The 22,998-nt window shown below is 59.4% G+C and carries 22 protein-coding genes; 14 read left to right on the plus strand and 8 right to left on the minus strand.

All coding sequences use genetic code 11. The features are described 5' to 3' along the window. Positions 1-23: 23 nt before the first annotated feature. Positions 24-302: a hypothetical protein gene (locus E5334_RS03115; RefSeq protein ID WP_132225519.1), complete on the minus strand. Its 279-nt coding sequence runs from the start codon at positions 300-302 to the stop codon at positions 24-26. 333 nt (positions 303-635) lie between these two features. On the opposite strand from E5334_RS03115, the gene E5334_RS03120 reads away from it, so the two are divergent. From E5334_RS03120 to E5334_RS03140, 5 genes are all read left to right on the plus strand, one after another. Further along, positions 636-1,193, plus strand: a complete 558-nt coding sequence (locus tag E5334_RS03120) for a ParA family protein (RefSeq protein WP_136012169.1) — start codon at positions 636-638, stop codon at positions 1,191-1,193. An 89-nt stretch (positions 1,194-1,282) separates the two neighbouring features. After that, positions 1,283-1,516 (plus strand): hypothetical protein, encoded by a 234-nt coding sequence (locus tag E5334_RS03125; RefSeq protein WP_136012170.1) that lies wholly within the window; start codon positions 1,283-1,285, stop codon positions 1,514-1,516. After that, positions 1,516-2,700 carry an adenine-specific methyltransferase EcoRI family protein gene (locus tag E5334_RS03130; RefSeq protein ID WP_136012171.1) on the plus strand — a complete coding sequence of 395 codons (1,185 nt, stop codon included), beginning with the start codon at positions 1,516-1,518 and terminating at the stop codon, positions 2,698-2,700. Before E5334_RS03125 ends, E5334_RS03130 begins: the two co-directional genes overlap by 1 nt. After that, a complete protein-coding gene (locus E5334_RS03135; protein ID WP_136012172.1) occupies positions 2,700-3,866 on the plus strand; it encodes an HNH endonuclease family protein in 1,167 nt (388 codons plus the stop codon). The genes E5334_RS03130 and E5334_RS03135 overlap by 1 nt, the downstream gene beginning before the upstream one ends. 96 nt (positions 3,867-3,962) lie before the next feature. Further along, positions 3,963-5,621: a recombinase family protein gene (locus E5334_RS03140; protein ID WP_275438899.1), complete on the plus strand. Its 1,659-nt coding sequence runs from the start codon at positions 3,963-3,965 to the stop codon at positions 5,619-5,621. Here E5334_RS03140 and E5334_RS03145 read toward each other — a convergent pair. Continuing rightward, on the minus strand, positions 5,618-6,373 hold the full coding sequence (locus E5334_RS03145; RefSeq protein WP_136012173.1) for a GntR family transcriptional regulator: 756 nt from the start codon (positions 6,371-6,373) through the stop codon (positions 5,618-5,620). The two genes, E5334_RS03140 and E5334_RS03145, sit on opposite strands and share 4 nt — an antisense overlap. A 282-nt stretch (positions 6,374-6,655) precedes the next feature. On the opposite strand from E5334_RS03145, the gene E5334_RS03150 reads away from it, so the two are divergent. The 4 genes from E5334_RS03150 to E5334_RS03165 all read left to right on the plus strand — a co-directional run bounded on the left by E5334_RS03150 (position 6,656) and on the right by E5334_RS03165 (position 10,830). After that, on the plus strand, positions 6,656-8,062 hold the full coding sequence (locus tag E5334_RS03150; protein WP_275438900.1) for a PTS transporter subunit EIIC: 1,407 nt from the start codon (positions 6,656-6,658) through the stop codon (positions 8,060-8,062). Positions 8,063-8,187: 125 nt separating this feature from the next. Further along, positions 8,188-9,531 carry a 6-phospho-alpha-glucosidase gene (locus E5334_RS03155; protein ID WP_136012174.1) on the plus strand — a complete coding sequence of 448 codons (1,344 nt, stop codon included), beginning with the start codon at positions 8,188-8,190 and terminating at the stop codon, positions 9,529-9,531. A 136-nt stretch (positions 9,532-9,667) separates the two neighbouring features. Further along, entirely contained in the window at positions 9,668-10,276 is a 609-nt protein-coding gene (locus E5334_RS03160; RefSeq protein ID WP_136012175.1) for a hypothetical protein, read from the plus strand. Positions 10,277-10,329: 53 nt separating this feature from the next. Then, a complete protein-coding gene (locus E5334_RS03165) occupies positions 10,330-10,830 on the plus strand; it encodes a PTS sugar transporter subunit IIA (RefSeq protein WP_136012176.1) in 501 nt (166 codons plus the stop codon). A gap of 134 nt (positions 10,831-10,964) precedes the next feature. Here the strand turns inward: E5334_RS03165 and E5334_RS03170 are convergent, their stop codons facing one another. The 6 genes from E5334_RS03170 to pfkB all read right to left on the minus strand — a co-directional run bounded on the left by E5334_RS03170 (position 10,965) and on the right by pfkB (position 17,485). Then, a complete protein-coding gene (locus tag E5334_RS03170; protein ID WP_136012177.1) occupies positions 10,965-12,056 on the minus strand; it encodes an FUSC family protein in 1,092 nt (363 codons plus the stop codon). Positions 12,057-12,166: 110 nt separating this feature from the next. Beyond that, entirely contained in the window at positions 12,167-13,411 is a 1,245-nt protein-coding gene (locus tag E5334_RS03175; protein ID WP_136012178.1) for an ABC transporter permease, read from the minus strand. After that, positions 13,398-14,612: an ABC transporter permease gene (locus E5334_RS03180; RefSeq protein ID WP_136012179.1), complete on the minus strand. Its 1,215-nt coding sequence runs from the start codon at positions 14,610-14,612 to the stop codon at positions 13,398-13,400. Before E5334_RS03180 ends, E5334_RS03175 begins: the two co-directional genes overlap by 14 nt. Before the next feature lie 10 nt (positions 14,613-14,622). After that, positions 14,623-15,579 (minus strand): ABC transporter ATP-binding protein, encoded by a 957-nt coding sequence (locus tag E5334_RS03185; RefSeq protein WP_136012180.1) that lies wholly within the window; start codon positions 15,577-15,579, stop codon positions 14,623-14,625. Between the two features lie 111 nt (positions 15,580-15,690). After that, positions 15,691-16,416 carry a helix-turn-helix transcriptional regulator gene (locus E5334_RS08745; RefSeq protein ID WP_275438901.1) on the minus strand — a complete coding sequence of 242 codons (726 nt, stop codon included), beginning with the start codon at positions 16,414-16,416 and terminating at the stop codon, positions 15,691-15,693. Positions 16,417-16,561: 145 nt separating this feature from the next. Continuing rightward, positions 16,562-17,485: a 1-phosphofructokinase gene (pfkB, locus tag E5334_RS03195; protein WP_136012181.1), complete on the minus strand. Its 924-nt coding sequence runs from the start codon at positions 17,483-17,485 to the stop codon at positions 16,562-16,564. Positions 17,486-17,704: 219 nt separating this feature from the next. Here pfkB and E5334_RS03200 point away from each other — a divergent pair, with 219 nt between their 5' ends. The 5 genes from E5334_RS03200 to glmS all read left to right on the plus strand — a co-directional run bounded on the left by E5334_RS03200 (position 17,705) and on the right by glmS (position 22,993). Continuing rightward, complete coding sequence (locus tag E5334_RS03200) at positions 17,705-18,619, plus strand: patatin-like phospholipase family protein (protein WP_136012182.1); 915 nt, start codon at positions 17,705-17,707, stop codon at positions 18,617-18,619. 112 nt (positions 18,620-18,731) lie between these two features. Next, the gene (gene rplM, locus E5334_RS03205) at positions 18,732-19,169 is read left to right on the plus strand and encodes a 50S ribosomal protein L13 (RefSeq protein ID WP_136012183.1); all 438 of its coding nucleotides are present in this window, start codon (positions 18,732-18,734) and stop codon (positions 19,167-19,169) included. Positions 19,170-19,172: 3 nt separating this feature from the next. Beyond that, positions 19,173-19,568, plus strand: a complete 396-nt coding sequence (rpsI, locus tag E5334_RS03210) for a 30S ribosomal protein S9 (RefSeq protein WP_136012184.1) — start codon at positions 19,173-19,175, stop codon at positions 19,566-19,568. Between the two features lie 185 nt (positions 19,569-19,753). Continuing rightward, the gene (gene glmM, locus E5334_RS03215) at positions 19,754-21,091 is read left to right on the plus strand and encodes a phosphoglucosamine mutase (RefSeq protein ID WP_136012185.1); all 1,338 of its coding nucleotides are present in this window, start codon (positions 19,754-19,756) and stop codon (positions 21,089-21,091) included. Between the two features lie 57 nt (positions 21,092-21,148). Continuing rightward, on the plus strand, positions 21,149-22,993 hold the full coding sequence (gene glmS, locus E5334_RS03220) for a glutamine--fructose-6-phosphate transaminase (isomerizing) (RefSeq protein ID WP_136012186.1): 1,845 nt from the start codon (positions 21,149-21,151) through the stop codon (positions 22,991-22,993). The last annotated feature ends 5 nt before the right edge of the window (positions 22,994-22,998 follow it).

The following is a 22,998-nucleotide window of genomic DNA, read 5'->3' on the forward strand; positions in this document are numbered from 1 at the left end:
CTCCCTTGCGGGAACCTTCATTCTCAGTGAATCTCGGGGGCGGGCACGCAGTCCCAGCCTGTACCGAAGTGGGTGATTCCCCAGACGTACAGGTCGAGTTCCTCGTCATGGAACACCGGCTCGTCCGTGTGCTCCATCAGGAAGTCGGGGTAGCTGATGATGTACCACTGGAATATCTCGTCCCATGGTGTGAAATCCCCGCTCACGAGTTCCAGCGGACGATGCGCCATCTCGTTGGCGAGGACCATCCCGCCGACCGTTTTGGCCAAGTCCGCATAGGTCTCGATACCGTAGCCGTTCATTTCGCGTCTCCCTTTCTTTCGGGCCTTCTCCTTCACGCGCCGACCCGATGCCGAAGGCATATCGGCGGTCGAGAGCGCGGGTGGGCTTGAGATGGGCTTGGGAAAGACCTTTCAAGGGTCTCTCCCCGAAAGAGGCGGAAATGTCGAAAAATCGACTTCGGCTCGTCTACGGGACGATTCCCGAAAATCGTTCCGAAGAGGTTTTGGAAACGATGGAACGGTGGGCTTCGGAAAGCCCCTCGAAGGGTCTTGCATGGAACCCTTCGAGGGACCATACGACTGTAACTAAATACGTAAATGAGTAATTGATTAAATACATATGAGGTGAGAGATATGAAGACGATTTTGGTTTGCAATCAGAAGGGCGGCGTCGGGAAGTCCCTCGTCGCCGACGAAATTGCGTTCTCGTTCGAGCGCTCGGGAATCCCGACGAGCTTCTACGACTTGGACGCGCAGGGCGGGACCCTGCACAAGACCCGCGAGGTCGACGGCGCTAAGGTCGCCGTGGTGGACACGCCGGGGGCGTTGCAGGAGGCGCTTGCCGACTGGCTCAAGGAGGCCGACGTCGTGGTCATCCCCACCCGCACCACGTCCCGCGACATCGAGCCGCTGATGCGCATGCGCAAGGCGGTGTTCAAGCACAGCCGCGCGAAAATCGTGTATGTCATGAACGGCTGGAACCGCTTCAAGGCGTCCCGTGACTTCATGGAGTGGTTCGGGGGTCTCGCTGGCGACCAGACGGTGGTCACGCTTCCCCAGTCCGAGGCGTTCGTTCAGGCGGGGGCCGGTGAACAGTCCGTCGTCGAGTACGACCGCAGGGGCAAGGCTGCGAAGGCGACTCTGTCGATGGTGAACACGGTGCGGGAGATTGCGGGGTTCCCGACGGAATAACCGCAGGTCAAAGGTTCGTTAGGTTTGACAAATGAGACAAAGTGATGTATAATTGTACAAATGATTAAATGATTAAAGGAGGCTAAGCCATGGCGAACATGTTCGAGAAATACGCTGCCGACCGCGAGGCCGAGCAGGAGAAGATAGAGAAGACCGTTTCCGCAGATGCTCCCGCCGCCGACGAGAAGCGCACGACCCTCTCGTTGTCCTTGACGGTGGGCGACAAGAAGGCGCTCAAGATGATGGCGGCTGAGAAGGAGACGACGATTGCCGCGATTATCCATGAGTGGATTGCGGAGCATCAGAAGGAGGTGGCTGAGTAATGGCGGGTAATAGCGCTTTGGGGGCTGCTAAGACAGCACAAAACGATGAGTTTTATACGCAGTACAGCGATATTGAAGCCGAAATGAACGCCTATGTGGAGTTCAATCCCGATGTATTCCGGGGTAAGACGATTCTGCTTCCATGCGATGACCCAGAGTGGTCGAATTTCACGAAGTATTTCGCTGCAAGCTTCGAGCGTTTTGGTCTGAAGAAGCTGATTAGCACGTCCTATGCTAAGGGTGACGGCAATAAGCAGCTGACGCTTTTTGAAATGGATTCTCCGCTTTATGACGCTGACAAGCACGACGACCACGGAAAGGTCTTTACGCTTACGCGCGACAAGGATGGCTCTGGCCGCGTGGATACCGATGATATTGAGTTTTCGGGATACCTTGAAGGGGACGGTGATTTCCGTTCTCGTGAGGTAAAGGCGCTTCGTGACGAAGCGGACATTATCATTACGAATCCACCATTTTCGCTTTTTCGCGAATTTCTGGCATGGATTCTGGAAGCTGGAAAGCAGTTCGTGATTCTTGGAAACATGAACGCTATTACTTATAAAGAGGTTTTCCCGCTCTTGAAGGACAACAAAATCTGGCTTGGATACAAATCTCTGAATCAGGATATGTATTTCGATGTGCCTGAAGAGCGTCGCCAGTGGCTTCTTGAAAATAAGAAAGAAGGCTCTGCATATAAGATTATTGACGGAGTGGTAATGGGGCGCTTGGCTTCTGCATGTTGGTTCACGAACCTTGACCACGGCAAACGTCATGAGCTGCTTCTTCTTGATACGATGGGGCATAATCTAAAATTCAATAAAAAGTTGCGCAAAAAACTGGAGAAAGAGCAAGGCGCTATCGAGTATCCGGTTTACGATAATTACGATGCTATTTATGTTCCGTTTGTCGAATCCATTCCAAGCGATTTCGACGGTGTAATGGGCGTTCCTATTACCTTTTTAGATAAGTACAATCCAGCACAATTTGAAATCATTTCCATGAGCAGAGACGCACCCGGATATACGGGAATGCGTAAGGAATTTTTGGATGATTATTTTGCACAGGGTGGTACTGGTTCGATGAAGCCCGGTCATCCTGATTTGGGATATTACACGGCAGATGGCAAGGCAGTAGTTCCGTATCGCCGCATTCTCATTCGCTCGAAGAAAGGGGGAAACGCTTAATGAAGACAACTCTTCATACCGACTGGACGGTCGGCGATGTCTGCAAGGGCTTCGTGTTTGACAAGAACGAAGGCAAGGGCCTTTTCGGTCTTGATGGGCAGCTAATCATCCAGCCGGAATATCAGCGCAATTATATTTACGGCGATGGCAAGCGCGATGTCGCCGTGGTGGAATCCCTGTTGAAGGGGTATCCGCTTGGATTGATTTATTTCGTCAAGAACAAAGACGGCATGTACGAGGTTCTGGACGGTCGGCAGCGAATCACTTCGTTCGCTCGCTTTGTCAATCAATCGTGGCAGTTCGCCGTCGAGATTGATGGGAAGCCGCATTATTTCAACAGTCTGGACGACGACAAGAAAAGGCTCGTCACCGATGCCCCACTGACGATTTATGTATGCGAGGGCGAACCTTCGGAAATTCAGGAGTGGTTCGAGACAATCAATATCGCGGGGGTCCCGCTTGTTAAGCAGGAGCTTCGCAACGCCGCATATCATGGACCGTTCGTGACGAAGGCGCGCGAGGTGTTCTCGAACACGGGCAATGCAAACATGAATCGCTGGCAAACGTACGTGAAGGGAGACCCGAAGCGTCAGGCGATTCTTGAGACCGCGCTCGATTGGGTGAGCGAAGGCCACATAGACGAATATATGGCTGCCCATCGCACCGACACAGACATCGAGGAGCTGAAGAACCATTTCGATACGGTCATCGACTGGGTCGATTCGGTGTTCGATTACGCTGGAAGCGAGATGTGCGGGCTTGAGTGGGGACGCCTGTATCGCGAGTATCATAAGAACGCGTACTCAAGAGATAAGGTCGCCGAACGCGTCGAGGCCCTGCTTGACGATTCTCAAGTTACCGACAAAAGAGGCATATTCGAATATGTGCTTGGCGGAGAGAAGGACGAGCGCCTGTTGAATATTCGGGTGTTCGATAAGAAGACAATCAAGACCGTGTATCGCAAGCAGACTGAAGCTGCGAAGGCGAACGACACCTCGAATTGCCCGCTGTGCGCCATCGGACACGATGCAAATGCTAAACGCATTTACAAGGAGACCGAGATGGACGCCGACCATGTGACTGCATGGAGCCGAGGCGGAGCAACGGATGAGGCGAACTGTCAGATGCTCTGCAAGACGCACAATCGCGCGAAGGGTAACCGATAACGGAAGCAGATGCCCGTCGTTCCTATGGGCGGCGGGCATTCTTTTGAATTGACTAATTGTATAATTGATTAAATAAGTAATTTGGAGGTGATTCATTTGGCGAGAAAGAAATCAAAGCTCAACGACAATAACCTCGCCATCGCGTACTATCGCTACTCCTCCCACTCGCAGAACGAGGCGAGCATCGAACAGCAGCGCGAGCTTGCCCACGAATGGGCGGACGCGCACGGGCTGAAAATCGTCCGAGAGTACGAGGACGCGGCCATATCCGGCACGAAGGAAGACCGTCCGGGATTCCAGCTTATGCTGTCGGAGGTCGCAAAAATCCGTCCGAACACTCTCATCGCATGGAAGACCGACCGTTTGGGTCGCGATAAGTACGTGCTGGCGATGGCAAAGAAGACGATTCGCGACGCGGGGTGCGAGATACACCTGCTGGCCGAGAACATTCCGACGGATACCGCCGAGGGAATCCTCATCGAGGGGCTGATGGAGGCTCTGGCGGAGTATTACAGCCGGAACCTGTCCGTGCACATCCAACGAGGGATGGACTTCAACGCCGAGCACGCGAACTTCAACGGCCATAAGGTGTTCGGCTTCAAGACGGAGAAGGTGGACAAGAAGCGCAAGTACGTCATAGACCCCGATACCGCGCCGTTCGTGCAGTTGATGTTCACGAAGTACGCCGAAGGAGAACCCATGCAGTCCATCTGCGACGAGTTCAACGAGGCCGGTCTGCGTACGTCGAGGGGTAACCCCTTCGGGGTGAAGACGATGCACAGGATGCTCAAGAACCGCGCGTACATCGGCGAGTACAGGCACGGCGAGTTCGTCGTCCCCGGCGGGATGCCCGCTCTGGTCGACGAGGAGACGTTCGACAGGGCGCAGAGGCGCCTCGCCGAGAACAAGCGCAAGGGTTCCCAGAGGGCGCGAGGAATGGATGAGGATGGCGCTCCTCGCTACTGGCTGACCGGGAAGCTGTACTGCGGCGAGTGTGGGGAGACGATGCAAGGTGTCTCGGGCACGAGCAAGACGGGGCGCACGTATTACTACTACTATTGCTCCGCCCAGCGGAAGAAGCTGTGCACGAAGAAGAAGGTCAAGAAGGACTGGATTGAGGACCTCGTGACCGACGTCCTGAGGTACATCATCGACGACTCGGAGAACCTGATGTCCCTTGCGGTGGACGCCGCCGTGTACTACAAGGAGCATTACAAGGAGACGGGATACCTCGAAGGTCTTGAGGCGAGGCGCAAGGAGGTCGAGAAGGGTATCGCGAACCTGATGAAGGCAATCGAGGGCGGTGCGCTCAGCGACACCCTCATAGAGCGCCTGAACCAGCTTGAGGCGCAGAAGGCATCCCTGAACGACGCGATACAGGCCGAGAACGTCAAGGTCTCGCTGTGCGAGGACGAGCACAGCATCAAGGCGTACTTCGAGAAGTTCCTTCACGCGGACTTCGACAACCCGGAGACGCGCGATAAGATATTGGAATATTTCGTCGATAAGATTTATCTCTACGACGAGAAGCTGGTCGTGACCTCGTGGTATTCGGAGGATAAGACCGAAATCACGTGGGATATGCTGAAAGGAGCGGACGGCGACCCTTTTGTTAAAGGGGAAGCCGCCGAGTTCGACTGCTTCCCCTTAGGCTCCACCACACATTGCACGCGGAGCCTGCACAAGGAATGCAGGCTCCGCATTTTTGTCTTTATGCCTGCCGAGAAGCCCGTGCGCCTCCCGTCTGGACGTTAAGGGGCTGCTGGGACTTTGCGGGGCGCATGGGTGCGCTGGGAGGTTTGGCAAAGCTCGAAGAAGCCGGGCACCTGTCGGGTTTCGGTGTATTCGATCATGATGCCGTTGGTGTCGTAGGCATTGCAGCGCATGACCGCGATGGCATTGAAGCCGTCGAGGTCCAAAAGCGTCTCGTCGTAGCGATTCACAGGCTCTATGGTAATTATGCGTTTGCTGGTGACGATGCTCATGCCCAGCTCGTCTTCCAGGTATTGGTAGATCGAGCGGTTCACGATGTCGGTGGTGAGCCCAGGGACGCTGGAGGCCAAGTAGTAGCTCTCATCGGTGCCGACGGCTCGGCCGTCGGCATAGCGCACGCGGAGGATATGGGTGAGCTCGCTGCCAGGGGCAAAGCCGGTGATTTGTGAGAGCTCGGGGTTGGTGATCACGCGCTCTAGCACCACAGTGCGGGTGGAGGGGGCAAAGCCGCGGCGGGCGCTCAGCTCCTGATAGGTTTCCAAGCCGTAGTCGTTGCGATCGCGCGGGCTTTCATGGAGCGGGTTATAGATGACTCGCACTCCCTTGCCCTGCATGGGCTGCACGAAGCCCTCTGCAGCCAGCTGGGATAGGGCGCGGCGCACCGAGCTGCGGGAGCATTGGAAGTGTTCGCAGAGGTCATGCTCAGAGGGCATGAGGGATTGGTAGGGGAGATGCCCTGAGATGATCTCCTCTTTAAGCACCTGGTAAATCTGCTGGTAGATGGCTTTAGGCACAGTTCTTCTTTCCACTGTCTCCCGGGAGGGGATGGCGGTTTTATCGGCGTGACATACCTTAACCCATCTTCTAGCTTGTACGTACAACGTTCACCGCTCAATTCTTGCCGCTCGCCTTTAAAACAGTTTGAAGCACAACTTATACGAACAAGTTGAGGCACTATGAATGCACGCCTTGTACGAACAAGTTACGTTCCGTGGCGCCGCGGGACTGACTCTGGGCGACAACCTGCTGGTCGTTCGATTTTGCATAAGTAACCAATAGAAAGGGGGATTACCAAGATGATGGAGAAGATCCAAAAGTTTGGCGGTGCCATGTTCACCCCAGTGCTGCTCTTCGCCTTTGCAGGCGTGGTCATTGGCTTGGCCAAAAAGCACAATGCTCGCTGCTGCATGGAAGTGCTGGTCGGCTACCTGACCTTCAACTACTTCATGGCTACTATGCTCTCTCAGTGGGGCGGCTTCTTTGGTGTGGATTATGCGGCAGAGACCGGTGGCGAGAGCGGCCTTGCCATGGTGGCAAGCATTAAGACTCTGGATATGGGCATGATCGGAGCTCTGGCTATCTCGGGCATCATCATCTGGCTCCATAACCGCCTCTTCGAGTTCGAGCTCCTTGAATGGCTGGGCGTGTTCTCTGGCTCTACCTTCGTTTACGCTGCCACCTTCTTCGTGATGATTCCGGTGGCTTTCCTTTGCTGCCTCATTTGGCCTCATGTCCAAGAGGGCATCCGCGCCTTCCAGGTGTTTGTGGCCTCGGTAGGTCTCCCTGGCGTAGGCATCTTCGCCTTCCTTGAGCGCGCGCTCATTCCTTTTGGCCTGCATCACCTGCTCTATAGCCCCTTCTACTACGACAACGCAGTGGTTAACGGGGGTATCTACGCAGCCTTTGCCAAGGACCTGCCCATGATCGCAGCTTCCTCGGCGCCCCTGAACGAGCTGGCCCCCTATGCGGCCTTTACCTGCTCCAGCTGGTCCAAGATATTTGGCTGCCCGGGCATCGCGCTGGCCTTCTACTTCACCGCCAAGCCCGAGAAGCGCGAGGAGCTGCTGGGCTTGCTCATCCCCATCACTCTGACGGCCATTGTCTGCGGCGTCACTGAGCCCATCGAGTTCACCTTCCTCTTTGTGGCTCCCTTGCTCTTCATCGTGCACGCCATCTTGGCAGGCATTCTGGCCATGGTCATGTGTGCCTTGGGCGTGGTGGGCGTGTTCTCCGGCGGCCTCATCGAGATGGCCTCCTTGAACTTCATCCCGCTTATGGCCAACCACTGGCCCGCCTACCTCACCGCTCTGGTCGTGGGCCTCTGCTTCACCTTCATCTGGTTTGTGGTCTTCCGCTTCCTCATCCTGAAACTCGACCTCAAGACCCCTGGTCGCGAGGAGGACGACGAAGAGGTGAGCTTCAAATCCAAGGCCGATTACCGCGAAGCTAAGGCTGGTGGCGCTGTTGCCGAGAATAGCGACCCCTACGCCGTGACGGCCGCTCAGGTGTTGGAGCTTTTGGGCGGTCCCGACAACATCGAAGACGTCACCAACTGCGTCACTCGCCTGCGCGTCACCGTTAAAGACGAGTCCAAGGTGGCAGACGATGCCGACTTCAAAGCCATCGGCACCAGCGGCTGCGCCAAAAAACGGACGCGCCATGCAGGTCATCATTGGCCTCAAGGTCCCCAAGGTGCGCGATAGGTTCGACCACCTGCTCGACTCCTAGCGTCTAACCTCCTTGTTCCATTGCGTTTGTGCGGGACGCCGTCCGCGGCCACTGCGGCGTCCCTTCCTATGAGCCTGTGGCCAAGATTGGAAGCATTCTTATGGCTAAGAAAAGCTACTCCGTAACCATCGCTGGCGGCGGCTCCACCTTCACCCCTGGCATCGCCCTGATGCTTCTGGAGGAGCACGATCGTTTTCCGGTAGACCGCGTGGTCTTTTATGACAACAACGCTGAGCGCCAGGAGATCGTAGCCAAGGCCTGTGAGATCTACTTCAAGGAGAACGCTCCAGACCTGGACTTTTCCTACACCACTGATCCCGAGAAGGCCTTCACCGGTGTCGACTTCGTGCTGGCTCACATCCGTGTAGGCCTCTATGCCATGCGTGAGTTGGACGAGAAGATCCCTCTCAAGCATGGCGTGTTGGGCCAGGAGACCTGCGGCGCCGGCGGCATTGCCTACGGCATGCGCTCCATTGGCGGCGTCTTCGAGATCTTGGACTACATGGAGAAGTACAGCCCCAATGCCTGGATGCTCAACTACTCCAATCCGGCGGCTATCGTGGCCGAGGCCTGTCGCCTGCTTCGCCCCAACTCCCGCATCATCAACATCTGCGACATGCCCATCGACCTCATGGACAAGATGGCTCACATGTGCGGCATCAAGGATCGCCGCGAGCTCCAGTACAGCTACTTTGGCCTCAATCACTTTGGCTGGTTCACCGAGATTTATGACAAAGAGGGCAACGACCTCATGCCCGAGATCAAACGCCACATGGCCAAGAACGGCTACATGGATGGCTTCGAGACCGCCGGTGACAAAGCTCAGCATATCGACGAGTCCTGGGTGCATACCTTTGGCAAGGCCAAGGATGTCTACGCGGTAGACCCCGAGACCATCCCCAACACCTACCTCAAGTACTATCTGTTCCCCGACTACGTGGTAGAGACCTCCAACCCCGACTACACCCGCGCCAACGAGGTCATGGACGGCCGTGAGAAGAAGGTCTTTGGCGCCTGCCGCGAGATCATCGAGAAGGGCACTGCCAAAGGCTCCGACTTCGAGGCCGACGCCCACGCCACCTACATCGTGGACCTTGCCTGCGCTCTGGCCGAGAATACCCTCGAGCGCTTTCTGCTCATCGTTCCTAACGACGGAGCCATCTCTAACTTCGATCCCACGGCCATGGTGGAGGTGCCCTGCATCGTGGGCAAGAACGGCTACGAGAAGATCTGCCAGGGCCAGATCCCGCAGTTCCAGAAGGGCATGATGGAGCAGCAGGTCTCTGTGGAAAAGCTTGTGGTTCAGGCTTGGGCCGAGGGCAGCTACCAGAAACTGTGGCAGGCTCTTACCCTTTCTGCCACTATCCCCTCCGCCAAGATCGCCAAGGATGTGCTTGACGACCTCATCGAGGCCAACAAGGGTTTCTGGCCCGAGCTTTCCTAAGGCATCGGCCAAGCTCGACGTTTTGTATCTTTAAACTACCAATCTAAGCTGTCCTGGAACCAGCGACCTGCTGCTGTCCGCTGGTTCCAGGACGCGCTATCTCGCCTAGAGGACTCCTGAGGAGGAAGATCGTTTTATGGCCACCAAGAAACATCGTGCGCGCGAAGCTCAGCGAGGCGCCAAGCTTGACCCTGGCCGCAGCCAGAGAGCTGCCTCCCTGAGTCCTCATGTCAAGGAGAAGGCTGCTCCTCGCGGCATGTCCGCCAAAGAGAAGCTTACCCAGCGCTTTTTTATGGGTGTGGAGATCCTGCTGGTAGTGGTGCCCTTTGTGAGCCTAGGGTTGGCAGGTTCCCTCAACCTGGACGCCGCCTCGATGAGCAACCTTCAGGAACTCATGGCGCAAAACCCGCGCTTTTTGGTGAGCTTTTTGGCTGCATGCCTACAACCGTTTGCAGCTTATCTCATACATATTGCCTATCGTCACTATAAGGACGGCGATGGAGGCTATGCGATGGGAAGCCTGGTGGGCATCCTTTGCGCCGAGATGCTTATGCAAAGCGTCCCTGGTGTTGCTGGCGTCGTGCTTTTGCTTTGGCGCATCTGGAGGCCTACCGCTTCTGAAAGTGCTGTCTGGCGGCAAGAGCGCGGAGCAGCAGGCGTGCTCAAGGATCTATCTGGCTCGCTGGTGATAATTGCATTTGCGGCAGTATGCGCCTTTGCCAGCTGGCGCTTGAATAACGGCTAGTGCGACAAATATGAGACTAAGTAGCATGTTGAGGAGAAGAGGAGAGCGAGACTATGGGACTGTTCGATCGCTTGTTTAAGGGAAATCCCAAAGAGGCCAAACCCGCCAAGCTGGAGGTGTTGGCTCCCATCGATGGCGAGCTGGTGGCCATCGAGTCTGTGTCCGACCCTGTCTTTGCCCAGAAGACCATGGGCGACGGCATCGCCATCGTCCCCTCCGGCACTGCGCTGATAGCCCCTATGGACGGCGAGCTCTCTGCGCTGTTCCCCACGGGCCATGCCTATGGCGTGGAGAAGGATGGCCTCTCTGTCATGGTGCATGCGGGCGTCGATACGGTCGAGCTGGAAGGCGCGGGCTTCGAGGTGAAGGCTGCTCAGGGCGACTCGGTCGCTGCTGGCGACGCCGTCATCCTTATGAACCCGGCTACCATCAAAGAGGCTGGTTTTGACCCTACCGTCATAGTCGTGGTGCTTGAAGCCCCTGAGGGCAAGACGCTCTCCAAGCGCGATCTTGGTCCTGTCAAGGCTGGCGAACCCATCCTCTGGTTCGACTAAGGGCTTGTCCGATCCCCTCAAAGCGCCCCCTAGCCTTACTGAGCTAGGGGGCGCTTTGCCTATTAAGGGCACATTGAATATCTGTGCAGCTAGGAGCCCTTCTCGGCTGCTGCCGAGAAGCCCGCTCATCGCAACTAGCGCTCCTTTTGGGCTTGGGCGGCGTGCCAACTGTCCATCCAGGACCACAGCAGGGCGCAGGCGAGAGCAAAGAGGATGCCCAAGAGGTTGTCGCCTACGCGTAGCAAGGCGCTTCCGGCAGCGCCGTAGAGGGCGCTGGCCAAAAGCAAGGCGCCAAAGCAGTTGAGCACGTTGTTCCAAAAGTAGTGGGCAGAAAAGCCAATGCACAGGCCGGCGATGGGGCCAAAGAGGTTGTGGGCCTCAGGAGGCACGATGGCGGCCAGCAGCCAATAGAGGGCGCTTCCTGCCAGCACGCCACCTGCCCGCTGCAAGCCGCGACGGAGGGTGGTGGTGGCTTTGTTGCCCTCGGGATCGTAGGGCAGAAGCACCGACATGCAGGCGTAGCCCATCCAGAGGCTTCGGGGCACCTGCAAAAGATCGCCTGCCAAAAGCACTAAGGCCACCGCTATAGCCATGCGCAGGCGCCAGCGGGTCTCGGGGTTTTTGAAAGAGGAGGCGCGCAGCACATCGCCAAGCCGCACCTGGGCATGGGCATGCAGGTGCTTGTGCAAAAGCACGCCCGCGCATAGCAGCAGCAACACCCCTGCCAGCATCCAGCGCAGGCCCAGTGCCTGTCCTGTCACCGGCGTCTGGCTCACAAAGACGTAGGCGAATACATAGGTGCCGGCGTTTCCCATGCGGGGATCTTGGGCTACCAGCAGCAAGACGATGCCCAGAAACACCAGGTTGGCAGCAAAGGAGAGCCAGGGCATCCCCAGGGCGGTCACTTGTCCGCCGGCCACCGTAAGGGCCAGGACTAGAGCCAAAGCCAGTACTGAGTCCTTGGCGTTGTAGCCAAAGGACACAAACTTGATGCCCAGCAGCATGCAGAAGCCGCCTACCACCAAACAACTGTTCTCAGCGCCAAATACCGGCGTGAGCCCGCCTATGAAGAGGATGGCGAAGGCCACCAGCAAGAGCGAGCGCACCGCCATGGCAAAGACCAGACGGGTGCGCTCGGGTCCTTGGGCGGTGCGGATGGCAGCCCAAAGGGCAGTGGGGGAGAGTTGCAGCAGCTGATAAAAACTGGAATGGGTGGTATGAGCCATGGGTCCTCGTCCAAAGTCATTGGCGGCAGATACGCGATGGTGCAAATGCTTTGGAATTTGTTCCCCCTAGGAGATTCAGGCGAGCATAAGATAGGGCAACAGGCGGGGCGCTAACTCTCCTGAACCGCCCCATTGCCTCCGGCACAAGTCGTTTGCTCTCGGAGCTTCCCTGCGATGAGGGCTATGCAGAAAAGCACGACCGAGAAGAGCGCCACCACGCCTACATCGGTGAGAATGGATGATCCCACCGCAGCTGCATGGGAAGATCCAGCCAGCTCTTGAGCGCTCATAAGGGCGTTGGTGTACCACCAGCCCGGTGTGAAACGGGCCACCGCTTGGATCTCAGAGCCTAGAAGCGTCATGGAGATCCACGCTCCTCCCATAAAGGAGATGGCCATGCCCAAAAGATTCCCCAACGCATTGGCGCCTTGAGAGCTCACGCCAAACTGGCCGGCCAAGAACGACACTGAAAGCGGGAAGAGCATGAAGGCCAGCGAAGCCAGAAGCGTGAAGGCAAGGCCGATGGTCCCCAGTGCCAGCGCATCCTGCCAAAAGACCAAAAGGCCGATGGCGGTGGAGACAAACCAACAGGCCAGCGTGACCGCCAGGGCAGCCAAGGCTACCTGGAGGGTGAAGGAGCGATAGGTGAGAGGGCTCGCCAGGTCGCGGCGACGAACGTCGGTGCGGTTGAAGGTGGTGAAGAGCGCTGCCGTGCAGGCGATGATGGAGGCGACGGTGGTGTAGATGGACCATTCCAAATAAAACGTGAAGGCATTGGCGGAGCCGGCCTCAGCGGCATCCGGGGTGGCCATAAGCTCCACAGAGGCTGTCTTTCGAGCAGCGCGCGCGGCCTCTTCTGCCACCTGAGCCGCTGAGGCTTCCGGATGAGCGGCAGCGGCCAAGGCAGCAGAGGCCAGCCAGCGCTCGGCTGCGGCAGAAGCGAGGGCCCCTCCGGCTCCGGTAAAGCCATAGGCGGCATCCAAGGAGGGGAGGCTTTCTCCAGCGCGGGCGGCCGTCAAAAAGGCCTCCTCAAAGCCGGCAGGTACTATGAACAGGCAGTCCACGCTGCCCTGGGCCACGGCTTCTTCCTGGGCCAGGCGATCCTGCGCCACCTCTACGCGCGGCCCCAGCTCGCCCAGGCTGTCTATGAGGCCTGCTGCCAGCTGTGAATGATCCTCATCCACAAGGCCCCACTGCAGCTGAGGCCGTACCACGTCCTGCAGACTGCCGGCAGGCTCGGCCCCGGTCACTGCCAGCGCCATGACTACGCCCATGACGCTTAAGCCCACGGCATAGATGAGAAAGAACAGCGGCCTTCGGGCGGCCATCTTCAGGGCGTACTTACACACTCTCACGGCGCAGCCTCCTTAAACGCAGCACTCCTATCGCGCAGCAAAGCGCCCCTGCGGCGGCCACCAAGCCCAGATGCATCCAGAAGGGAGCCAGGCTGTCGTAGTAGATCAATGCCGATAAGGACTCCATCACCTGGCGCACGGGGTTGATCCAGGCAGTGACTGGCGCGGCTTTGGCCACCTGGTTGGCCATCTCCATGACCGGTTCGCCGTAGAGGCCTGCAAAGAGCGCGCCTACGCAAGTGACGGTGGTGAGGACGCCCTCCTTGGCGCCCGTTTCACGAGGGCCGGCTACCGCGACGAGGCCGCCTAGGCCCGTGGCCATGAAGGAAGCTGCTGCCAGTGCCAGCACCACCAAGCCGGTGCGGGCGCCAAAGTCGATGGAAGCGGCCCAGCACACATAGGTGAGGCAGATGACAAGGCCCGCAAAGGAAGCAGCCCAGGAAGCCGTGAGCCAAACGAGCATTTGGCGGCCTCGGGGCTGGCCGGAGGCGGTGATGCGCGATCCGCAGGCCGAGGCGCCCGGCACCAGCGTCAGCGCAGCCAGGAGGCTGTTTTGGGCACACATCAGGGCGGTGAAGCCCAACAGGGCGAAGTAGAAGGCGCAGGTCTCACGGGGGCTATTCTCGGTAAGGGAGACTTTCTGCACCAAGTCTGTCGCATCTGCCAGGGCGGCCTGGACGCTGGTGTGAGCCAGCAGGGCAGGGTCTTGGGCAGCCAGGGTGACGGCGGCATCCATGCGGGCCTGCCAGCTATCGCAGACAGACGTGATGACGGACTGCTCCATCTGGGTCACCGAGTCGTTGGTGGGGGCCGCTTCGAAGGTGAGCTGGGAGTCGGGGCCCAAGCGCACCAAGCCTGGGAGGGGCTTCTCGGCGCCTTGGGACCCTTGGACTGCCTGGCGGGCCTCCTCGGCACTGTCCTGCCAGTCCACGGTGATGGTAGGCGATCCGGAGGCGCCGTCCGCGGCGCCTCCTAAGGCTTCCAGGAACTGGGTGTAGGCGTGGCCTTGGGGAGTGGCGGCCTGGGTGGCGTCCAAGCGCACAGCGGCGATGGGCAGCTGGTCGAGGCCGGCGAGCTTGTCGATGGGCTGGAACATGAAGATGAAGATGGTGGCGAGGCCCAACGGCAGGCCGAGACACCAGATGAGAAAGTTTTTGTCTCGCACCAGGGCCAGTAGCGCGAGGCGCCAGTTTTTGCACATGGGAGCCTCCTTAATCGCGCAGCTCGCGGCCGGTGAGCTCTAGGAAGACGTCGTTCAAGGTGGGCGGTTGGCTCCACACGCGGCCGGGCACTCCGTGGCAGTCGCGCACCACGCCCAGCACGTCCAAGAGGTTGTGGGGGCCGTTGGCACAGCGCACCGTCAGCGTATGGTCCTTATAGGCCACCTGCAGGCAACGGGGCATGGCCTTGAGCTTTTGGGCAAGGCCATCGGGAAGCTCCGGCAGCTCCACCGAGATGGTCTCGCCTGCCTTTACCTGGGCCTTAAGCTCGTCTACCGTGCCGGCGGCGATGATGTGGCCGTGGTCCAAGATGGCCACGCGATCGCAGAGCTCCTCTACCTCCTCCATGTAGTGGGAGGTGTAGACCACCGTGGCGCCCGCCTGGTTCATGGCGCGGATGCCCTCCAGGATCTGGGCTCGGCTCTGAGCGTCTACCGCCACGGTGGGCTCGTCGAAAAAGGCCAGGTCAGGCTTGTGGGCGATGCCGCAGGCGATATTTAAGCGCCGCAACAGGCCGCCGGAGAGCCTCTTGGGGCGCCAGGCTGTAAAATCTTCCAGGCCGCAAAACTCGATGGCGGCTTCGACGCACTGGGCGCGACGAGCCTTGTCGGTCACATAGAGGCCGCAAAAGTAGTCGATATTCTCGCGCACAGTGAGCTCGTCGAAGACGGCGATGTTTTGAGGCACCACGCCCAGACGCCGCTTGAGGTCGTAGCGGGTGGGGGCCATGGGTTGGCCAAAGAGAGAAATCTCGCCTTTGTCGTAGCTCAGCAGTTGCAGGATGCAATCGATAGTGGTGGTCTTGCCGGAGCCGTTGGGGCCAAGGAGGCCAAAGACTTCCCCAGGCTCGATCTCAAAGGAGATGTGGTCCACTGCCACAAAGGCGCCGTAGCGCTTCACCAGATTGTCCACCCTCACTGCGGCGGAAGGCGAGGTGCTTTCGTTCATGATGTGTCCTTTTGGTTGGCGAGGCTAAAAACCAGTGCCCACAGCCTGCCTCATCGTGGCCCTGAGGAGGAAGTGACTTCTGTCATCAGTTGCAACGCCGCAGATAAATGGCTATGAACTCCCAACGCTTCCATTGGGGCCTCTAAAGTAGAGCGCCACCAGTTGAGTGCGGTTGTGAAGCTGCTTTTTGCGCAAAATGGCGCTCACGTGGTTTCTCACAGTGCCCTCGGACAGATAGAGGCGTCCGGCCACCTCTTTGTTGTCGAGCCCCTCTGCCACCAGGCTCAAGATGGACTGCTCTCGCTCTGTGAGCCCCTCCATCGCCTCCTGAGCCGCCGAAGCCGCCTGCCCCGTATGAGCCTCCCGAACGCTCTTCTCCTCGTCCAGCACCATGACGCGCTCTTGCAGCCTGTCTCTCGCGGCCTCCAAGGTGCGTTTCTCGGCCAGAGCGCGCTCGCTTCTGCGAGCCAAGACAAACAGGGCTGCCGAGAAGATCTCCAACCCGGAGGCACAGGCCAACTCAAAGAAGCGAGCGTTGAGCAGTGCAGGGGCTATCCAAAGCCAGCGCAAGGGCTGCTTTTGGCTGGCGCAGGCCAAACAGGCCACCAAAGGCCCAAAGGCCGAGAAGGGCTTCCACAACGCCAGAAGCCCAAAGGATGCCAGCACCAAGGCGGTGCGCGCACGGTGGCCGGTAAGGTCGAAAAGACAGCAGAGCAAAAGAGCCACGAGCAGGGCCGGGGCGTCGAGGGCGAGCGCCGGGGCCAGCAGGGAGGCTCCGATGCCCACAAGGACGGCGACCGCCTGTATCACGACTCTCTCTAGAGGCACTTGGGCCACAGGATTGCTCCTCTCGGCAGAATACAGCGGCGCCCCGACCCCTCTCGAGGAGGGCTGGGGCGCAGATGAGCCTAGCATGCTTGGGGTGCAGGCACAAAGGCAAAGGAGGGCCTGGGAGTTCGCGGCTCTGTAAAAACGCGCCGCTCTAGGCGAAGGTCACCTGCTCTTTGAGGGATTCCACCAGTTCCAGAGGCGCGGGCTGGGTGCCCGACTGCATCGCGTTGGCGGAGCCGGTGGCCATGGCCAGCACCAGCAGGTCGTCAAGCTCCATGGAAGTGTCGGCGCCCAAAGCCAGCGCAGCCACCACCGAGTCGCCGCAGCCCACCGTGGATGCCACCTTGACCTTGGGCGAGCGGGCTACCACCACGTGGTCCTTGTCCACATAGACCGCGCCGTCGCCGCCTCGGGAGACCACTACGCAAGAGATGCCGTCCTCCACCAGCGCGCGGGCCGCCTCCACCACCTTGTCGTCGGTATCGAGGGCGCGGCCCAGCATGGCGCCTAACTCCACCTCGTTGGGCTTGATGAGGTGGGGCTTGGCCTCAAGGCCCTTCTCGAAGGCCTCGCCGGAGGCATCCAAAAAGACGCGGGCGCCGGCGGCAGAGCAGGCCTCGATCCAGGTGCGATAGGTGTCGGCAGGGGCGCCGGCAGGCAGGCTGCCGCTCAAGACCACGATGTCTTGGGGGCAGATGAGGTCCAAGAGCACCTGGAGCATGGAGTCCAAGTCTGCTTCAGAGACGGTGGGGCCTGGCTCGTTGATGTCGGTGTTGGTGTGGCGCACCTCGTCCACCACCTTGGTGTTGGTGCGGGTCTCGCCAGCCACCTGGAAGGCATGGAGCTTGATGTGGGCCGCATCAAGCATCTGCTGGATACGGGCGCCTACCGAGCCGCCCAAGAGGGCCAAAGCCTCGGAGGAGCCGCCCAGAGCTTCCACCACCTTAGTGACGTTGATGCCCTTGCCGCCGGGATCTTCGCGCAGGGCGAGCACGCGATTGACCTCGTCTAAGGAGAAGTTGTCCACATAAATTGTCTTGTCGAGAGCTGGGTTGAGCGTGACGGTGTAGATCATGGTCAATCCTTCCTTGAGGGAGTGCTAAGAAGAAGATATCAAAGTTCAGGTTGCTTTCATTACATGCTGGATTCGCCTTAATACTTCCAATTTTTTTAGGTTGGGCGTTTCTCGGCAGAAAGGGAAGGGGGCATCTGCGCAAGCTGGTATCCTGTGACGGTTACCCATCCACAACAAGCGGGGACTCAAGATCATACTTCCCGCCCCGAAGGGATAGGAATGGAGCCATTGTCAAAGCAAAAGGTAGCGCTGGTCCTTGAGGGCGGCGGCCTTCGCGGCATGTTCACCGCCGGCGTCTTGGACGTGTTTTTGGAACAAGGCCTTGTAGGCTTTAGTCACATCTACGGCGTCTCAGCCGGAGCCATCAACGGCGCCAATTTCAAAGCGGGCCAGATCGGCAGGTTTTGCCGCGACACCTTGGCCTTCAGAGACAACCCCGAGTTCATGAGCTTGGCTAGCCTGGCGCTCACCGGCAACATCACCGGCCGGGAATTTCTCTTCACCAAGGTCAATGCTTCCCTGGATCCTTTTGACTACGCTCATTTCAACGCCAGTCCGGTGCCCTTTACCGCCGTGGCCTCGGATCTCACCTTTGGCACGGCGGCCTATCTAGAGGTGAGCCGGCTTCCTGAGCAGATGGACATCATCGTGGCCTCCTCCTCGCTGCCCTGTCTCTCAGAGATCGTCACCTGGGAAGGCCGTCGCCTGCTGGACGGCGGCACCTGCGACTCTGTTCCGGTGGAGCGCGCTTTGGCGGAGGGTGCGCAGCAGCTTATCGTGGTGCTCACCCAACACCGGGGCTATCGCAAGTCCCCCACCTACTCGCTCATGCAGGTAGCGCGACGGCTCTATGGTGACTATCCCTACTACCTTGAGGCGTTGGCGAGCCGAGGAGAACGCTACAACCAGCAGCTGGACCACGTCTTCGAGCTGGAGGCTGCCGGAGTTGCCCACGTGGTGGCGCCTTCGGCGCCGGTGGAGCTGGACCTCCTGGAAGAGGACGGCTCAAAGCTGCTGGAGCTCTATGTGGACGGGCGTCGCATGGCCATGGGACTCCTTCAGGAGCTGGTGGGCGGGGTAGCGTCGGAAGGCCGTCCTGTGGTGGTATCTGCGTGTGAAGAAGGCGCGAACTAGAGATCTACCGGTGCTTTTGGGCTCAGTTCGTGTACAATCAGTGAGCTTCTTTTGCAGAGCCCCGTAACCTCGTAAAAGAATCCGCACTACTCAAGTAAGAGGAGTTCTATCCATGAAGTCGACCAAGTACGCCAAGCCCGGCGAGGTCGCCCGCAATTGGGTCCTCATCGACGCTGACGGCGCCATCCTGGGCCGTCTGGCTACGCAGATTGCCACTATCCTGCGTGGCAAGAACAAGCCGCAGTACACCCCCCACACTGACACCGGCGATTACGTCATCGTCATCAATGCCGATAAGGTCCAGCTTACCGGCAACAAGGCTGCTAAGAAGAGCTATTGGCGCTATTCCGGCTGGTTGGGCGGTCTCAAGACTGAGTCCTTCGAGGAGGCCATGGCCAAGCACCCTGAGCGCGTCATCGAGCACGCTGTCAAGGGCATGCTTCCCAAGACCACTCTCGGTCGTCAGCAGTTTGGCAAGCTCAAGGTCTACGCTGGCCCCGAGCATCCCCATGCTGCCCAGAACCCCGTCAAGATCGAGCTGGAGGGCTAATCCATGGCAGAGAAGACTGTTGTCTATTACGGCACCGGCCGCCGCAAGGAGGCCGTGGCTCGTGTTCGCATCGTTCCCGGTACCGGCAAGTTCACCGTCAACGGCAAAGACGCCCTCACCTACTTTGGTCGTCAGCACCTGGTAGACGTGGCTCTGGCTCCCTTCCGTGTCACTGACACCCAGGGCTCCTTCGACGTCATCGCCAACTGCAACGGCGGCGGCATCTCCGGCCAGTCCGGCGCTGTGCGTCTGGGCGTAGCCCGTGCCCTGCTCGAGGCTGGCGACTATCGCCCCGAGCTCAAGAAGGCCGGCTACCTCACCCGTGATGCCCGCGCCGTCGAGCGCAAGAAGTACGGCCTCAAGAAGGCCCGCAAGCGTCCGCAGTTCTCCAAGCGTTAATCCGCAGGTTTTCTGCGAACCCAGCGAAGATTCGCATTTCAAAGGCCCGTCCTGGCGACGGGCCTTTTTATGTTCGCTAGGATAAGACATGTTTAATAGGATCGGGCATTGTATCTATAGGCATCAATAGAAGTGCCCGCCGAGGCGTCCCCGCACGCTCCACATTCGTTCCTAAGGGAGAGCCCATGAAGTACTTTGGCACCGATGGTTTTCGTGGCCGTGCAAACGAAGGCTTAAATGTCGAGCAGGCCTTCAAGATCGGCCGCTACATTGGCCATCACTATGGCCTTGAGCAGGGCCGCAAGGCCCGCATCGTCATTGGCAAAGACACCCGTCGCTCCAGCTATATGTTCGAGGCAGCCTTGATCTCGGGTCTTGTGGCCTCCGGCGCCGATGTCTACATGCTCCACGTCATCCCCACCCCCGGTGTGTGCTACGAGGTCTGCGACGGCAACTTTGACTGTGGCATTATGATCACCGCTAGCCACAATCCCTTCTATGACAACGGCATCAAGCTGGTGAACCGCGAGGGCTTCAAGATGGACGAGTCTGTCTTGGAGCGTGTGGAGGCCTACATCGACGGCGAGTTCGAGGTGCCTTTGGCCACCGGCAATGAGATCGGCTGCACCGTCGACTACATGCAGGGCCGCAACCGCTACATCGCCCACCTCATCGCCAGCGCCAACTTCTCCCTCCAGGGTGTCAAGGTGGGCTTGGACTGCGCCAACGGCGCCGCCTCTTCGGTGGCCAAGCCTGTGTTCGACGCTCTGGGTGCAGACGTCCGCGTCATCAACAACGCCCCCGACGGCTTCAACATCAACGTGGACTGCGGCTCCACCCATATCGAGCGCCTCCAGCGCCTGGTGGTGGAGCAGGGCCTGGACGTGGGCTTTGCCTACGACGGCGACGCCGACCGCTGCTTGGCAGTGGATGAGCGCGGCCACGTGGTGGACGGCGACCTCATCCTCTATGTGTGCGGCAAGTACCTCAACAAGCACGGCCGTCTGGCGGGCGGCACGGTGGTGCCCACCGTCATGAGCAACTTCGGCTTCCTCAAGGCGCTCGACATCGCCCAGCTCAACTACGAGACCACCGCGGTGGGCGACAAGAACGTCTTTGCCTGCATGCGCGAGAACGGCTATTCGCTGGGCGGCGAGCAGTCTGGCCACATCATCTTTGGCGACATCGAGAAGACCGGCGACGGCATCATGACCTCTCTGCGCATCATGGAAGTCATCCGCGCCGAGCGCGAGACCCTCTCGGAGTTGGTCCGCCCCGTCAAGCTCTTCCCCCAGCGCCTCATCAATGTCACCGTGGCCGATAAGGACGCGGCCCTGGAGGCTGCCAGCGTCGCTGAGGCCATCGCCGCAGCAGAGGCTGAGCTTCAAGGCAACGGCCGCATTCTGGTACGTCCTTCTGGCACCGAGCCGCTCATCCGCGTCATGGTGGAGGCAGAGACCGAGCCGGTGGCCGATCGTTTGGCCTCTGAGGTGGCAGAGGCCGTGAGCGCCGCCACTGCCTAGCATCCCTTCGAGAAACTCGTCTATACGTTCGCTTCTTAGAGCAGAGGAGACCTGCCCATGTGCGGCATTGTTGGCTATACCGGTACCAAGCAAGTGTTGCCCTTCCTACTCCAAGGCCTCGAGACCCTCGAGTATCGCGGCTACGACTCTGCAGGCGTTGCCCTCGAGCAGGCAGACGGCCGCCTCCTGCAAATCAAGTGCAAGGGCCGCGTGGCTGCCCTGCGCGAGCTTTGTGGCAGCTATGACACCACCTCCACCTGCGGTATCGCCCATACTCGCTGGGCCACCCACGGTGAGCCCTCAGACGTCAACGCCCATCCCCACCAGGACTGCTCTCACAAGATCTCGGTGGTGCACAACGGCATCATCGAGAATTACCAGGCGCTCACCGCAGAGCTTCAAGAGACCGGGCACAGCTTTGTGTCTCAAACCGACACCGAGGTCATCGCGCACCTCATCGAAGAGGCCATGGAAGGCCCGGCGAAGGGCGACCTTTTGGTGGCCCTGTCTTTGGCGTGCGGCCGCCTCGAGGGTTCCTGGGCCATCGCATGCCTCAGTGCAGATGACCCTGGCCGCATCGTGTGCGCGCGAAAGGGCTCGCCCCTGGTTATCGCTACCACAGCCGATGGCGCCTATGCCGCCTCGGACGTCACCGCCCTGGCAGGCATCGCACAGGAGGTCATCTACCTGGACGACGGCCAGCTGGCGCGGCTGGAGCCCACGGGCCAGTGCCAGGTCTTTACTTCAGACCTGGAGCCTGTGGACACTCCTGAGACCTACTCGGTGGACTGGGACGCCTCTGCCGCTTCCATGGGCGACTATCCCGACTTCATGGCCAAAGAGATCGCCGAGCAGCCAGAGGCCATCGAGCGCCTGCTCAAGGACCGCCTGGGACGTCAGGGCATCCGTCTAGACGAGCTGGATCTCACCAACGAGGAGATCGCCGCCATCGACCGTATCTACATCGTGGCCTGCGGCACCTCCTTCCACGTAGGCCTCATCGCCCGCACTCTCATCGAGTCCTGGGCCAAAGTGCCCGTGACTGTGGAGCCCGCCAGCGAGTTCAACTACCAAGACGTCCTGGTCACCGACCATACCCTCTGCATCATCATCACCCAGTCCGGCGAGACGGCAGACACGCTGGCCTCGGCTCGCAAGATGCATGCCGCCGGCGCCAAGGTCATCGCCATCACCAACGTCATTGGCTCTTCGGCCGCCCGCGAGGCAGACGGCGTGGTCTACATCCAGGCCGGCCCCGAGGTGGCAGTGGCGTCCACCAAGGCCTATACCGCTCAGATGGTGGCCTCCATGCTGGTGGCGCTCTTCTTGGCCCAACACAATGGCTCTCTGGGCATTCGCGAGGTCCAGCGTCGCTTCCATGACCTGGAGCGAGTGCCCGACCTTATCCGCACGGTGCTTTCCCGTGCTTGGCAAGACGAGGCTGCATCCCGCGCCTTTGTGAACGCCCACTCGTCGCTCTTCTTAGGCCGCGGCATTGCTTCCACCACAGCGGCCGAGGGTGCGTTGAAGCTCAAGGAGATCAGCTATCTGCACGCCGAGGCCTATCCTGCCGGCGAGATGAAGCACGGCCCCATCGCCCTGATCGATCCGGGCTATCCGGTGGTCGTGGTGTGTCCCGACGATCGCGTGCGCTACAAGACCATCTCCAACATCCAGGAGGTCAAAGCCCGTGGGGCCACTGTGGTCTCAGTGGCTACCGACGGCGATCAAAAAGTAGCCCAGCTCTCCGACTACCTGCTGTTGATCCCCCCTGCACCGGACTTCTGCGTGCCGGTGATCGCGGTGGTGCATCTGCAAATGCTGGCCCGCTACGTGGCCCTGGCCCGCGGCTGCGACGTGGACAAGCCCCGCAACCTGGCCAAGTCGGTCACGGTGGAGTAGCGCCC

Source organism: Muricaecibacterium torontonense, from assembly GCF_004793925.1.
Classification (GTDB): Bacteria; Actinomycetota; Coriobacteriia; order Coriobacteriales; family Atopobiaceae; genus Leptogranulimonas; species Leptogranulimonas caecicola.